General features: G+C 66.6%; 11 protein-coding genes. 9 read left to right on the top strand and 2 right to left on the bottom strand.

Annotation, left to right across the window (positions count from 1 at the left end):
* Nucleotides 1-38 precede the first annotated feature (38 nt).
* From JX552_RS09635 to JX552_RS09655, 5 genes are all read left to right on the top strand, one after another.
* Nucleotides 39-1,052 carry a uroporphyrinogen decarboxylase/cobalamine-independent methonine synthase family protein gene (locus tag JX552_RS09635; RefSeq protein WP_205877116.1) on the top strand — a complete coding sequence of 338 codons (1,014 nt, stop codon included), beginning with the start codon at nucleotides 39-41 and terminating at the stop codon, nucleotides 1,050-1,052.
* A 196-nt stretch (nucleotides 1,053-1,248) separates the two neighbouring features.
* A complete protein-coding gene (ligA, locus tag JX552_RS09640) occupies nucleotides 1,249-3,282 on the top strand; it encodes an NAD-dependent DNA ligase LigA (protein ID WP_431195973.1) in 2,034 nt (677 codons plus the stop codon).
* A 65-nt stretch (nucleotides 3,283-3,347) separates the two neighbouring features.
* Nucleotides 3,348-3,953, top strand: a complete 606-nt coding sequence (locus tag JX552_RS09645) for a TetR/AcrR family transcriptional regulator (protein ID WP_241010988.1) — start codon at nucleotides 3,348-3,350, stop codon at nucleotides 3,951-3,953.
* 134 nt (nucleotides 3,954-4,087) lie between these two features.
* Nucleotides 4,088-4,534, top strand: coding sequence for an MmpS family transport accessory protein (locus JX552_RS09650; protein ID WP_277396053.1), 447 nt, complete (start codon nucleotides 4,088-4,090; stop codon nucleotides 4,532-4,534).
* Nucleotides 4,531-7,422: an MMPL/RND family transporter gene (locus tag JX552_RS09655; RefSeq protein WP_205877120.1), complete on the top strand. Its 2,892-nt coding sequence runs from the start codon at nucleotides 4,531-4,533 to the stop codon at nucleotides 7,420-7,422. The genes JX552_RS09650 and JX552_RS09655 overlap by 4 nt, the downstream gene beginning before the upstream one ends.
* Here the strand turns inward: JX552_RS09655 and JX552_RS09660 are convergent.
* Together JX552_RS09660 and JX552_RS09665 are read right to left on the bottom strand one after the other, a co-directional pair.
* Nucleotides 7,419-9,266, bottom strand: a complete 1,848-nt coding sequence (locus tag JX552_RS09660; RefSeq protein WP_205877121.1) for a putative bifunctional diguanylate cyclase/phosphodiesterase — start codon at nucleotides 9,264-9,266, stop codon at nucleotides 7,419-7,421. The two genes, JX552_RS09655 and JX552_RS09660, sit on opposite strands and share 4 nt — an antisense overlap.
* Before the next feature lie 118 nt (nucleotides 9,267-9,384).
* A complete protein-coding gene (locus JX552_RS09665) occupies nucleotides 9,385-10,041 on the bottom strand; it encodes an ACT domain-containing protein (RefSeq protein WP_205878344.1) in 657 nt (218 codons plus the stop codon).
* A 146-nt stretch (nucleotides 10,042-10,187) separates the two neighbouring features.
* Here JX552_RS09665 and gatC point away from each other — a divergent pair, with 146 nt between their 5' ends.
* The 4 genes from gatC to JX552_RS09685 all read left to right on the top strand — a co-directional run bounded on the left by gatC (nucleotide 10,188) and on the right by JX552_RS09685 (nucleotide 14,299).
* Nucleotides 10,188-10,487 (top strand): Asp-tRNA(Asn)/Glu-tRNA(Gln) amidotransferase subunit GatC, encoded by a 300-nt coding sequence (gene gatC, locus JX552_RS09670; RefSeq protein WP_205877122.1) that lies wholly within the window; start codon nucleotides 10,188-10,190, stop codon nucleotides 10,485-10,487.
* Nucleotides 10,484-11,968 (top strand): Asp-tRNA(Asn)/Glu-tRNA(Gln) amidotransferase subunit GatA, encoded by a 1,485-nt coding sequence (gene gatA / locus JX552_RS09675; RefSeq protein WP_205877123.1) that lies wholly within the window; start codon nucleotides 10,484-10,486, stop codon nucleotides 11,966-11,968. The genes gatC and gatA overlap by 4 nt, the downstream gene beginning before the upstream one ends.
* 96 nt (nucleotides 11,969-12,064) lie before the next feature.
* A complete protein-coding gene (locus JX552_RS09680; protein ID WP_205877124.1) occupies nucleotides 12,065-13,096 on the top strand; it encodes an ATP-dependent 6-phosphofructokinase in 1,032 nt (343 codons plus the stop codon).
* A gap of 153 nt (nucleotides 13,097-13,249) precedes the next feature.
* Nucleotides 13,250-14,299, top strand: coding sequence for a MinD/ParA family ATP-binding protein (locus JX552_RS09685; protein WP_241010989.1), 1,050 nt, complete (start codon nucleotides 13,250-13,252; stop codon nucleotides 14,297-14,299).
* The last annotated feature ends 17 nt before the right edge of the window (nucleotides 14,300-14,316 follow it).

The following is a 14,316-nucleotide window of genomic DNA, read 5'->3' on the forward strand; positions in this document are numbered from 1 at the left end:
GCCGGTGGCCTGTCGGGTGAGGCGAATACGGTTGCCGGATGAGTGCTTTCGCACGTGGTACCGGCATCGGGTCCTGGCCCGGTACCTCGGCGCGCCGGGCCGCTGAAGTCGTCGTCGGCGAATTGGGCGGCGCGCTGGCCCATCTGGTCGAGTTGCCGGCCAGGGGAGTGGGTGCCGACATGCTCGGGCGCGCCGCCGCCCTGCTCGTCGACGTGGCCCTGGACACTGTGCCACGCGGCTACCGCATCGTCTCCCGTCCCGGCGCGGTGACGCGCAGGGCCATCAGCATGCTCGACGAGGACATGGACGCCCTCGAAGAGGCATGGGAGACCGCAGGGCTGCGGGGCGGCGACCGGGTGGTCAAGGTGCAGGCACCCGGTCCGGTCACCCTGGCGGCAGGTCTGGAGCTCAGCAATGGCCACCGCGCGATCACCGATGCGGGAGCGCTGCGCGATTTGACCGCCTCGCTGGCCGAAGGCGTCGCCGCCCACCGTGCCGACCTGTCCCGTCGGCTCGACACCCCGGTGGTGGTGCAGTTCGACGAACCGACGCTGCCGGCCGCCCTGGGCGGTCGGCTCACCGGGGTCACCGCCCTGAGTCCCGTGCCTTCGCTCGACGAGGCGGTCGCCGAAGCGTTGCTCAAGACCTGCGTCGAGGTGGTGGGCGCTGACATCGCGCTGCACAGCTGCGCTCCGGATTTCCCATGGGATATGTTGGGGCGCACGGGAATCGATGCTATCGCGATAGACGTCAACAAGTTGCGGGCCGCAGAGTTGGACGGTATTGCTGCGTTCATGGAGACGGGGCGCACGGTGGTGCTCGGCGTCGTCGACGGCAGTGCACCCGAACGCCGGCCGTCGATCGAAGAAGTGGCCACCAGGGTGGTCGGGGTGACCGACCGCCTGGGTTTCGGGCGCTCCCCGTTGCGCGGGCGAGTCGGCGTCAGTCCGGCGTGCGGGCTGGCGGGTGCGACGCCGCAGTGGGCGCGCATCGCCGTAGGGTTGGCCCGCGACGCCGCGGAGGCATTCGCCCAGGATCCCGACGCGATCTAGAGTTTTGCGCAACCACTTAGTTGCGTTTCGGCGTCGGCGCGCGAGCGTCGAGGAATAGGGCCCGTGCGGCGAGATTGCCGTGAGGGTTGTGGTTTCGCCCTGAGCGCGACCACTGCGGCAATGTCGGCGAGGGCGCGTCGGCCCGCTTCGATAGCCTGCCAAGGTGACGTCTCCCGAGGTGCTGCGCCCCGAAGTCATGCGCGCGTGGCAAGAGCTGGCCGAGGAGGTACGCGAGCACCAGTTCCGCTACTACGTGCGCGATGCGCCGATCATCACCGACGCGGAATTCGATCAGCTGCTACGCAAACTGGAGGCGCTGGAGGCCGAGTACCCCGAACTGCGCACGCCTGACTCACCCACCCAACTGGTCGGCGGCGCCGGGTTCGCGACGGAGTTCGAGGCTGCCGAACACCTCGAGCGGATGCTCAGCCTCGACAACGCGTTCAGCGCCGAGGAACTCGGCGCCTGGGCGGCCAGGGTGCACGCCGAGGTCGGTGACGAGGCGCACTACCTCTGCGAGCTCAAGATCGACGGTGTCGCGTTGTCGTTGGTCTACCGCGACGGACGGTTGGTCCGCGCGGCGACCCGCGGCGACGGCCGCACCGGCGAGGACGTCACGCTCAACGCGCGCACCATCGACGACGTGCCACTGCGGTTGTCTGCCAGCGAGGAGTACCCGGTGCCCGACGTTCTCGAGGTGCGCGGCGAGGTCTTCTTCCGGATCGAGGATTTTGCGGCTCTTAACGCCAGCCTAATCGAGGAGGGCAAGGCGCCGTTCGCCAATCCACGCAACAGCGCCGCCGGCTCGCTGCGGCAGAAAGACCCCGCTGTCACCGCCCGGCGCAAACTGCGGATGATCTGTCACGGCCTGGGGCACACCGAGGGTTTTCGGCCGGTCAGCCAGCATGCGGCCTACCTGGCGCTGCAGGAGTGGGGACTGCCGGTCTCCCGGCACACCACTGTCGTCACAGGGCTGGCGGCCGTCCAGGAGCGGATCGACTACTGGGGCGAGCACCGCCACGAGGTGGACCACGAGATCGACGGCGTGGTGATCAAGGTCGACGAGGTGGCGTTGCAGCGCCGACTGGGCTCCACCTCGCGCGCCCCGCGCTGGGCGATCGCCTACAAGTACCCGCCGGAGGAGGCGCAGACAAAGCTGCTCGACATCCGGGTGAACGTCGGCCGCACCGGGCGGGTCACCCCGTTCGCGTTCATGACGCCGGTCAAGGTGGCCGGCTCGACGGTGGCGCAGGCCACGCTGCACAACGCCTCGGAGGTCAAGCGCAAAGGCGTGCGGATCGGCGACACGGTGGTGATCCGCAAGGCCGGCGACGTGATCCCCGAGGTGCTGGGGCCGGTGGTCGATCTTCGTGACGGCACCGAACACGAATTCGTCATGCCCACAACATGTCCCGAGTGCGGCACACCCCTGGCGCCGGAGAAGGAGGGCGACGCCGACATCCGTTGCCCCAACTCCCGCCGGTGCCCGGCGCAGTTGCGCGAGCGCGTTTTTCATGTCGCCAGCCGAAACGCGCTGGACATCGAGGTGCTCGGCTACGAGGCCGGGGCCGCGCTGCTGCAGTCCGGGGCGATCGCCGACGAGGGCGATCTGTTCGGCCTCACCGAAGAGGAACTGCTGCGCACGGACCTGTTCCGCACCAAGGCGGGCGACTTGTCGGCCAACGGCAGACGTCTGCTGGCCAATCTGGACAAGGCCAAGACGGCTGCGCTGTGGCGCGTGCTGGTGGCTTTGTCCATCCGGCATGTGGGCCCGACGGCGGCGCGCGCGCTGGCGGCCGCCTTCGGCAGCCTCGATGCGATCGCTGCCGCCACGACCGAACAGCTGGCTGCCGTCGAAGGAGTAGGAACGACGATCGCGGCCGCGGTCACCGACTGGTTCACTGTCGACTGGCACCGCGACATCATCGAGAAGTGGCGCGCGGCCGGTGTCCGGATGGCCGAGGAGCGCGATGACAGCACCCCCCGCACCCTGGCGGGGCTGAGCATCGTGGTGACCGGCTCCTTGGCCGGCTTTTCGCGGGACGACGCCAAGGAGGCGATTGTCAGTCGCGGCGGCAAAGCGGCCGGTTCGGTATCGAAGAAGACCTCCTTCGTCGTGGTCGGTGACTCACCCGGGTCCAAGTACGACAAAGCCGTCGAGCTCGGTGTCCCGATCCTCGACGAGGACGGGTTCCGCAAGCTGCTGGCCGAGGGCCCGCCGGAAACCTAGGCGGAGCAGGAGTGACGCGGTCCGCGGATCGGTACGGTACTGGACCGTACTAGTGGTGGCGTCCTATGGTGGGCGCTATGGCCCAGACGGCGGAGTCTCCCGGGGACGCATCACCGTGGTCGCCGCGTGAGGCCGAGTTGCTGGCGGTGACGTTGGAGCTGCTGGCCGAGCACGGATATGACGGTCTGACGGTGGACGCCGTGGCCAACACCGCCCGGGCCAGCAAGGCCACCGTCTACCGGCGCTGGCCGTCGAAGGCCGAGTTGGTCCTGGCGGCGTTCATCGAGGGCGTCTGCCAGGTTGCGCTACCGCCCAACACCGGCGCGCTGCGAAGCGATCTTGTGAAAATCGGTGAGACCATCTGCGAGCACGCCGCCCGGCAGTCCAGCACGATCCGGGCCGTACTTGTGGAAGTGTCACGCCACCCGGCGCTCAGCGACGCTATGCAGCATCGGTTCCTGGATCAGCGAAAAGCATTGATTGACGGGGTGTTACGGCAAGCCGTGGACCGGGGCGAGATTACCGAGCAAGTGATCACCGACGAGTTGTGGGATCTGCTGCCGGGATACCTCATCTACCGGTCCATCATTCCGAACCGGCCGCCGGACAGCCGCACCGTGCGGACGCTGGTGGATGGTTTCATCCTGCCCGGTCTGACCCGATCGGGCTAGCGCCGGCCAGCCGTCGCGCGGGGTGAAAGTGCACGCGCGCGTCTCTTGTGCAGTACGGTCCAGTACCGTACTGTCATACCCAAGGATCGCGCCGGTGTCCCGGTCGAATTGCCCGATCATCGAAAGGTCAACGGGTGAAGGCTAATTCGCGGAAATCCTTGCTGAGGCGGGGATGGATGGCGCTGGTCGCGGTGGTTGTCATAGCCGCGGCGGGATTTGCCATCTACCGCTTGCACGGCATGTTCGACTCCGGCAAGGTCGCGTCGAACGGCCACGGCCTTTCCAACCAGATCGTCCCGTTCAATCCCAAACACGTCGTCCTGGAGGTTTTCGGTGCTCCGGGTGCGACGGCCACCATCAACTATCTCGACGTCAACGCCCAACCGCAGCAGGTCGTCGATGCCGCGCTGCCATGGTCGTTCACCATCACCACCACGGAGCCGGCCGTGTTGGGAAACGTTGTGGCACAAGGCAGCGGCGACACGATCGGCTGCCGGATCACCGTCAACGGCGACGTCAAGGACGAACGCACGGTCAACACGCCCTATGCCTACACCTTCTGTCTGGACAAATCTGGATGAGCAACGAGCAACTGCCGCGAATTCCGCACACCATCCGCCGGCTCTCGGTGCCGATACTGCTGTTCTGGGTGGTGCTGGCGGGGGTCTCCAATGCCCTGGTGCCGCAATTGGAAGAGGTCGGTAAGACCCACAACGTCGCGCTGATCATGGCCGATGCGCCGTCGCTGCAGGCGACCAAGCGCATCGGACAGAAGTTCCACGAGTTCGACACCGACAGCACGGCCATGGTCGTCCTGGAAGGCGATCAGCCGCTGGGCGCCGACGCCCACCGGTACTACGACACCTTGATCCACAAACTCGAAGCCGACCGCAAGCACGTCGAGCACGTCCAGGACTTCTGGGGCGACACGCTGACCGCCGCCGGATCGCAGAGCACCGACGGCAAGGCCGCCTATGTGCAGCTCAACCTCGCCGGCAACCAGGGTTCGGCGCTGGCCAACGAATCCGTCGGCGCGGTAAGGCAAATCATTGAGCGCGTCCCGCCTCCGCCGGGTGTGAAGGCTTACGTGACCGGCGCGGCACCGCTGATCTCGGACCAGTTCGACGTCGGTAGCAAGGGGACCGCCAAGGTCACCGGCATCACCGTCGGAGTGATCGCGTTGATGCTGCTGTTCGTGTACCGCTCCTTCTTGACGATGCTGCTGGTGCTGGTGACCGTCCTGGTCGAGATGGCCGCCGCCCGCGGCATCGTCGCCTTTCTGGGCAACGCCGGCATCATCGGATTGTCGACCTATGCGACGAACTTGCTCACCCTGTTGGTGATCGCCGCCGGGACCGACTACGCGATCTTCGTTGTCGGGCGCTACCAGGAAGCCCGCTCCGCCGGTGAAGACCGAGATACGGCCTACTACACCATGTTCCGCGGCACGGCTCACATTGTCCTGGGGTCGGGCCTGACCGTTGCCGGCGCGGTGTTCTGCTTGAGCTTCACCCGGCTGCCGTACTTCCAGAGCCTGGGTATCCCGGCCGCACTGGGCATCTTGGTCGCCCTGGTCGCCGCTCTCACCCTGGCGCCTGCCGTGTTGACTCTGGGCGCCCAGGTCGGCATCTTCGAACCCAAACGCGCCATGCGGACCCGCGGCTGGCGGCGCATCGGCACGGCCATCGTCCGGTGGCCCGGTCCGGTGCTGACGGTGGCGTGCACGCTGGCCTTCATCGGACTGCTCACCCTGCCCGGGTACAAGACGAGTTACGACACCCGCCCCTACATGCCGGCCAGTGCGGCGGCGAACGTCGGATACGCCGCCGCCGAGCGACATTTTTCCCGGGCCCGCCTGGAACCGGAGTTGCTGATGCTGGAAAGCGATCACGACATGCGCAATCCAGCCGACATGCTGATCCTGGACCGGGTGGCCAAGGCGGTGTTCCACCTACCCGGCATCGCGCAGGTGCAATCCATCACCAGACCGTTGGGCACTCCGCTCAACCACACCTCACTGGCGTTTCAGATCAGCGCACAGAGCGCCAACCAGACCGAAAACCTCCGTTACCAACGAGATCGCGCGGACGACCTGCTGCGGCAGGCCGGGGAGCTGTCGAAGGGCATCGACATCCTGCGCCAGCAGTACACCCTGCAGCAGGAACTCGCGGCCACCACCCACAGCGAAGCCCAGAGCTTCCGGGACACCGTCGCCATCATGAACGACCTGCGCGACAAGATCGCCAATTTCGACGACTTCTTCCGGCCCATCCGGAGCTATTTCTATTGGGAGAAACACTGTTTCGACATCCCGGCCTGCTTCGCGATTCGCTCGGTCCTCGACGCTCTGGATGGGATCGATCAACTCACGTCTCGGTTCCAGGACCTCACGGCCACCCTGGAGCGACTCGATGCGCTGCAGCCCAAACTGGTGGCCCTGATCCCGCAGCAGATCGCCAGCCAGGAAACCAATCACGACCTGACGATGGCCAATTACGCCACCCTGTCCGGCATTTACGCCCAGACCGCCGCGGCCATCGAGAACTCAACGGCGCTGGGGCGTGCCTTCGACACCGCCAAGAACGACGACACCTTCTACCTGCCACCGGAAGTCTTCCACAATCCCGACTTCAAACGCGGGCTCAAGCTGTTCCTCTCACCCGACGGCAAGGCCGCCCGAATGATCATCACCCACGAAGGTGACCCGGCCACTCCGGAGGGCATTTCCCATATCGAGCCGATCAGAAACGCCGCACACGAAGCCGTGAAGGGCACGCCCATGGCCGAGGCGAAGTTCTATCTCGGCGGCACCGCGGCCACCTACGCCGACATCCAGGACGGCGCCAAATACGATCTGATGATCGCCGGAATCGCGGCCCTGAGCCTGATTCTGCTGATCATGATGACGCTGACCCGCAGTCTGGTCGCCGCGTTGGTGATCGTCGGCACGGTGGCACTCTCGCTCGGCGCGTCATTCGGGTTGTCAGTACTGGTGTGGCAGTACATGTTCGGGATCAAGCTGTACTGGGTGGTGCTCGCGCTGGCGGTGATCCTGCTGCTGGCCGTTGGTTCGGATTACAACTTGCTGTTGATTTCCCGATTCCGCGAAGAGATCGGCGCCGGACTCAACACCGGAATTATCCGGGCGATGGCCGGATCCGGTTCCGTGGTCACCTCGGCGGGCCTGGTTTTCGCCGTCACCATGTGCGCCTTCCTGTTCAGCGGCTTCCAGGTGCTCGGTCAGATCGGGACGACGATCGGGTTGGGTCTGTTGTTCGACACGCTGATCGTGCGGTCATTCATGACCCCGTCGATCGCGGCACTACTGGGACGTTGGTTCTGGTGGCCGCAACGTGTGCGCCCGCGACCGGCCAGCCAGATGCTACGGCCGTACGGCCCTCGCCCGGCGGTCCGGCAACTGCTGTTGTGGGAAGACGACGATCCGGTGGTGAAACCCCAACGGCACTAACGCAATCCCGTGTCGAGGGTGCCTCTGGCGAGTAGCTGCCGGGTTGCCGTCGCGGACAGCGGCCGGCAGAACAGGAATCCCTGAGCCCGCACGCACCCTTCCTTCAGCAGCGTCCGGGCCGCGCCCTCGCTCTCCACACCTTCGGCGACCACGTTGAGATCCAACGCCTCGGCCAGTCCCATGACCGCCCGAACGATGGCCAGATCGTCGGCGCTGACGTCGAGATCCCGGACGAACCCACGGTCGATCTTCAGGGTGCTCACCGGCAAGGTTCGCAGCAGTCCCATTCCGCTGAAGCCGGTGCCGAAGTCGTCGATGGCGATGTCGATCCCGAGGTCGGTGAGCGCACTCAAGGTGGCCCGGGTGCTCGCCACGTCTCTGATGAGCATGCTCTCGGTGATTTCCAGCCCGAGCGTCATCCCGCTGAGGCCGAACTTTCCGACCGTCTGACTCACGGTGTTGACCAGGTCCTGCGCCACCAGCTGAGCCGGGGAGACATTGACCCGCAGCATGGTGTCGAGACCGACGCCGTCGGCGCGCCACCCGGACAGATCGGCGCAAGCCGCGTTGAGTACCCACTTGCCCAGTTCGCCGGCCAGATTGAGCGATTCGGCGACCGGGATGAACACGTCTGGCAGCAAGAGTCCCCGGGTCGGGTGCTGCCAGCGCGCCAGCGCCTCGATCGCCAGGATCTTGCCGGTCAGCATGTCGATTTCCGGCAGGTACAGCACCGTCAGCGCATCGGTCTCGATGGCGCCCGGCAGGTGCAGCTCGATGTCTGCGCGAACCTTGCGCCGGTTGATCACGTCGGTGGAGATGACGCCAATCCGTTGTGCGCCGGTACCTTTGGTGCACTGCAGTGCGTCATCGGCATGCCTGAGCAGGTCCAGGCTGGAGTCTTTGCCGGGCATGCCGGTCGCGACGCCGATGCTCACCGTGCGGTTGAGAACTTCTCCGCCGATGGCAACGTGGTCGGTGAGCCGTGAACTGAGATGTTCGGCCAACCGTCTGGCCGTCACGACGTCCATCGGCCCGGCCGGCACGACGACGAACTCGTCGCCGGCGGTCCGGGCGATCAGGCCCTGCCCCTCCATTGCCGCGCCAGCTTCGGCCGCGAAGTCGCGAATGAACGCATCACCGGCCTCGTGCCCGAGATAGTCGTTGATCGCCTTAAGCCGGTCGAGGTTGAAGACCAACACGGTCACCGGGCCGGGCTGACCTGTGGCCAGGCGCTGGTCGAGGTGATGCACCAGAGCGCGCCGGTTCGGCAGGGCGGTCAAGTCATCGTGGCTGGCTTGATAGCTCAACTGATCCTCGATGCTGATCCGAGCTTGGACCTGGGCCAACATCGTGGCGACCACCGTCAGTGCGTTGATCTCCTCGTCGCTCCATCTGCGATCGCCGTACTTGACGAAGCCGAGCGTCCCGGTGGTGACCTCGCCGGAGAGCAACGGAATGGAGGCCAGCGAGACCGCCGGGATGCCACTGGCTTCGGAAATGGTCTGTTGATACTCCTCGTTCTGGGATTCGGGACGCAGGATGACCGGTTCCTTCGCGTTCTCGGCGAGCGCGAACACCGGGTCGGCATCAGCGAAATAGATGGTGTGCAACGGATCCGGGTCCGGTACATCCGGCCGCGGCGGCCATTCGGCAACCAGCACGGTCGCCCGGACGGTGTGGTCGTTGTGCCGCAGAAAACTCACGTCGACGTCCAGGTAACGCACCAGCTCGGCCAGGACCTCGGTGCTGCTCGCCACGGCCGTATTGCTGGTGGCGCCCAGCAGTTTGGTGGCCACCGTCGTGATGATGGCGTGCAAACTGGTTGCGGGAGTGTGGCTTTGCATCTCTGTCTTCGAGCTAGTTTGCTGAAAGCGGTCCGTTGCGGACCCCGACAACGCGTTCGTACTGGCGGTAGCGATCTAAATATATCGTGGCGAATTCGCTGCGTGGCCGGATTGCGTATCAGCGCAGCATGGTGGCGACGATGCCGGCCAGGTAACCGAGTCTGGCCACTTCCGACGGCCGGAATTCGGGGCCCGGCCGGCCCAGCACCACCGCGGTGTGTGAGTCGCCCAGTGGCGCGGCGACCATGGTCGTGTCCATGTCGCGCCAGGCCTGCGGGACCCATTCGGCACTGCCGTCCAGCGTCAAGGCGTGTTCGATCGGCAACCAGGGGGCCGAATCGGCCCGCGTTTCCGGTGCCCCGGCGCTGCCGGCGAGCCGCTGCAGCCTGCCCTGGTGGTCGCGCAGCACGGTGCACCAGCTCACCCGCAGGATTCTGGGCGCTTGGTCGACCAGAACCTGCAGCCGCGACGCGTTGTCGCCAGCCGCCGAGACGCGGTCCAGCAGTTCCAGCTCCCGGTGTGCCTCGAGCAGGCCGGTGTGCGGGCGCACGCTGTCCACCCGGACTCCGGGTAGCGATTCGGCGGCGGTGATCAGCGTGTCCGGCATCGCTCCCGGGGGCAGTTCGATCACCAGGTCGTCGATCGCGTATCCAGCGGCGCGCTCCACGACGTCCAGCGACAGGATGTCGGCACCCACCGAACCGAGCGCGACGGCGAGCGACCCCAGACTGCCTGGTCGGTCGACCAACTCGATGCGCAACAGATACGACGGCACGGCCAACACTGTTGCACAGCGACGCGCGGGCGGCATGTCGGCCGCTGCCCCCGGACGGTCGCCGTAAGCCAGCATGAAGTCGCCTTGACGCTGGTAGACGAGCGTGAAGCCAGCTTCGCACGCGCGGCACGTTAGGCTTTTCGCTCGTGTCCCAGATCTCCCGCGACGAGGTGGCCCACCTGGCCCGGCTGGCCCGGCTGGCCTTGACCGAGACCGAGCTGGACAGTTTCGCCGGCCAGCTTGACGCCATCTTGAGCCACGTCAGCCAGATTCAGGCCGTCGACGTCACCGGCGTCGAAGCCACCGACAACCCGCTTAAGGACGTCAACGTGACCCGTCCGGACGAACCGGCGCCCTGCCTGACTCAGCAGCAGGCGCTCGCTGCGGCGCCGGCGGCGGTCGACGGGCGCTTCGCGGTCCCGCAGATCCTGGGGGAGAGCCAGTGACCGACATCATCCGGCTCGATGCCGCCACCCTGGCCGCCAAGATCGCCGCCAAGGAAGTCTCGTCGGTCGAGGTCACCCGGGCCTGCCTGGACCAGATCGCGGCGACAGACGACCGCTACGGAGCGTTCCTGCACGTAGCGACCGACCAGGCCCTGGCGGCGGCTGCGGCCGTCGACGAGGCAGTGGCCGCCGGTGAGCAGCTCCCGTCGGCCCTGGCCGGAGTGCCACTGGCACTCAAAGACGTCTTCACCACCGCCGACATGCCGACGACCTGCGGCTCCAAGATCCTGGAAGGCTGGCAGTCGCCGTATGACGCCACGCTGACGGTACGGCTGCGCGCGGCGGGCATCCCGATTCTGGGCAAGACCAATATGGACGAGTTCGCCATGGGCTCGTCGACGGAGAACTCCGCCTTCGGCCCGACCCGCAACCCGTGGGACGTCGAGCGGGTCCCCGGTGGGTCCGGCGGCGGCAGCGCGGCGGCCCTGGCCGCGTTCCAGGCGCCTCTGGCCATCGGGTCCGACACCGGCGGCTCGATCCGGCAGCCGGCGGCGCTGACCGCCACCGTCGGCGTCAAACCCACCTACGGCACGGTGTCGCGCTACGGGCTGATCGCCTGCGCGTCGTCGCTGGATCAGGGCGGTCCGTGCGCGCGAACCGTCCTGGACACCGCCCTGCTGCACCAGGTGATCGCCGGCCACGACCCTCGCGATTCCACCTCGATCGACGCGCAGGTGCCCGACGTCGTCGGCGCTGCTCGGGCGGGCGCTGCTGGCGACCTGACCGGCGTGCGGGTCGGGGTGGTGCGTCAACTGCACACCGGCGAGGGCTACCAGCCGGGCGTACTGGCCTCGTTCGAAGCCGCCGTTGAGCAGCTCAAGGCGCTGGGCGCCCAGGTCAGCGAGGTCGACTGTCCGCACTTCGACTATTCGCTGCCGGCGTATTACCTGATCCTGCCGTCGGAGGTGTCGAGCAACCTGGCCCGGTTCGACGCCATGCGTTACGGCCTACGGGTCGGTGACGACGGCACGCACAGCGCCGAAGAGGTGATGGCGATGACGCGGGCGGCCGGTTTCGGCCCGGAGGTCAAGCGGCGCATCATGATCGGCACCTATGCCTTATCCGCCGGCTACTACGACGCCTACTACAACCAGGCCCAGAAGGTGCGGACGCTGATCGCCCGGGATCTCGACGAGGCATACCGGTCCGTCGACGTGCTGGTGTCGCCGGCGACGCCGACCACCGCGTTCCGGTTGGGGGAGAAGGTCGACGATCCGCTGGCCATGTACCTGTTCGACCTGTGCACGTTACCGCTGAACCTGGCCGGTCACTGCGGTATGTCGGTGCCGGCGGGGTTGTCCCCGGACGACGGACTGCCGGTGGGCCTGCAGATCATGGCCCCCGCCCTGGCTGACGACCGGTTGTACCGCGTGGGAGCGGCCTACGAGGCGGCCCGCGGCGCGCTGCCGACCGCTATCTGAGGGGCGCGAACAGACGCAAAAGCACCAACATATGCGGTTTCGGGGGATTTTGCGTCTGCGCGCGCCGGGTCGGAGGTCACAGGGCAAGATGAGGTTATGCGGATCGGAGTTCTCACAGGCGGTGGCGACTGTCCCGGCCTCAACGCCGTCATCCGGGCGGTAGTGCGCACCTGCGACGCCCGCTACGGCTCGTCGGTGGTCGGCTTCCAGGACGGGTGGCGCGGGCTGCTGGAGAACCGGCGCATGCAACTGAAGAACGACGACCGCAACGACCGGTTGCTGGCCAAGGGCGGAACAATGCTCGGCACCGCGCGCGTGCACCCTGACAAACTCAAGGCGGGGCTCGATCAGATCAAGCAGACGCTCGACGACAACGGCATCGACGTCCTGATCCCGATCGGCGGCGAGGGCACGCTGACGGCGGCGCACTGGCTCTCCGAGGAGAATGTCCCGGTGGTCGGGGTGCCTAAGACCATCGACAACGACATCGATTGCACGGACGTGACTTTCGGCCACGACACCGCGCTGACGGTGGCTACCGACGCCATCGACCGCCTGCACAGCACCGCCGAATCCCACCAGCGCGTCATGCTGGTCGAGGTGATGGGCCGCCACGCCGGCTGGATCGCACTCAACGCGGGCCTGGCGTCCGGCGCGCACATGACCCTGATCCCCGAACAGCCCTTCGACGTCGAGGAGGTGTGCCGGCTGGTCAAGCGTCGCTTCCAGCGCGGCGACTCCCACTTCATCTGTGTGGTCGCCGAAGGGGCCAAGCCGGTGGCGGGCTCGATTGCGCTGCGCGAAGGCGGACTCGACGAATTCGGCCACGAGAAGTTCACCGGTGTGGCCGCCCAGCTCGGGGCCGAAGTGGAAAAGCGCATCAACAAGGACGTCCGGGTGACGGTGCTGGGTCACGTCCAGCGCGGCGGTTCACCGACGGCCTATGACCGGGTGCTGGCCACCCGGTTCGGGGTCAACGCGGCCGACGCGGCGCATGCGGGCGAGTACGGGCAGATGGTGTCGCTGCGAGGGCAGGACATCGGTCGGGTACCGCTCGCCGACGCCGTGCGCCAACTCAAGCTGGTGCCCGAAAGCCGCTACGACGACGCCGCCGCATTCTTCGGCTGACGTTTGCCGGGTCTTCACCGATTCGCAGGTTTTTCGAGTTCAAGAATCGGCTATACGTCGAATATGAATAACCGCGGTGTGCATCGCGGAGTCCTTGAGCGGCCCGATTCACCGGCTTGGACGCAATGCAGTCCGGTTCAGCCGAGCTGGCGAGTGAGCACCGGCGACCCAGACGCGACAATCCCCCAGAAACGCCGTCCAGACAATGCTGCGCTCCAGCGGGATCGCATTGCGGCCCGTTTCGGGCCGGCTGTGCCCGCGCCCCCCGCTGCGCAGCCGACGCGCCGCGAGCGCATCCCGGGCGGGACGGCGCTGGACGCCATCGAACCCGAGGCCCCTGCGCGCCCTGGCTGGCGCGAACTGGTGCATCGCTACACCGGGCTCGATCTGGGACCTAGCAAAGAAACGGCGCACGAAAATGCCCTGAAAGAGCAGATCCGTGCGCCGCTGGGGGGCGTGCACTCGATTGCCGTCCTGAATCTCAAGGGCGGCGTCGGCAAGACGGCGGTGGTGGAAGCGCTCGGCTCGACTTTCGCCGGGCTGCGTTCCGACCGGGTCATTGCCGTCGACATCGACGCCGGTGACCTGGCTGACCGGCACGGCCGGCGAAACAACCTGAGTCTGGCCGACCTTCTGGTGGATGGCCATGTGACGCGATACGACGACGTGCGGGCCCACACCTATAAGAACAGTTCGGGGCTGGAGGCACTGGGGCCCCCGGACTACGCGAGCAGTCACTGGGTTCCCACTCGCGAGGATTTCGTCAAAGCGTTCTCGATCCTGCGAAACCACTACGCACTGATGCTGGTCGACTGTCCCAAGACCCTCAAGTCAGGCGTGATGCAGGCAGTGCTGCCCGAAACCCGCGCCCTCGTGGTCGTCACGAGTACCTCGATCGATGCGATCCAGAAGACTCACACCACGCTGCAGTGGTTGCGCCAAAACGGATATCGCAGACTGCTCGGGTCGACGGTGCTGGCGGTGAACCACGTCGAGCGGACCAAGGTCAGCACGTTGGCGGAAAAAGAACTTCACGACCTGTCCAATCTGGTGTCGGCGACCGTGGTGCTGCCGTTCGATCGGCACGTGCATCAAGGCAACGAGATCGGGCTGGAACGGCTGAGCAAAGAAAGCCGACGTTCGTATTTGGAGATGGCGGCCGCGCTGGCGCGCACGTTCCCCACCCGGCAACCGGCGTCCTGAGAGCAGGCACGCCAGCA

This window comes from Mycobacterium gordonae (assembly GCF_017086405.1).
GTDB classification, from domain to species: Bacteria; Actinomycetota; Actinomycetes; order Mycobacteriales; family Mycobacteriaceae; genus Mycobacterium; species Mycobacterium gordonae_D.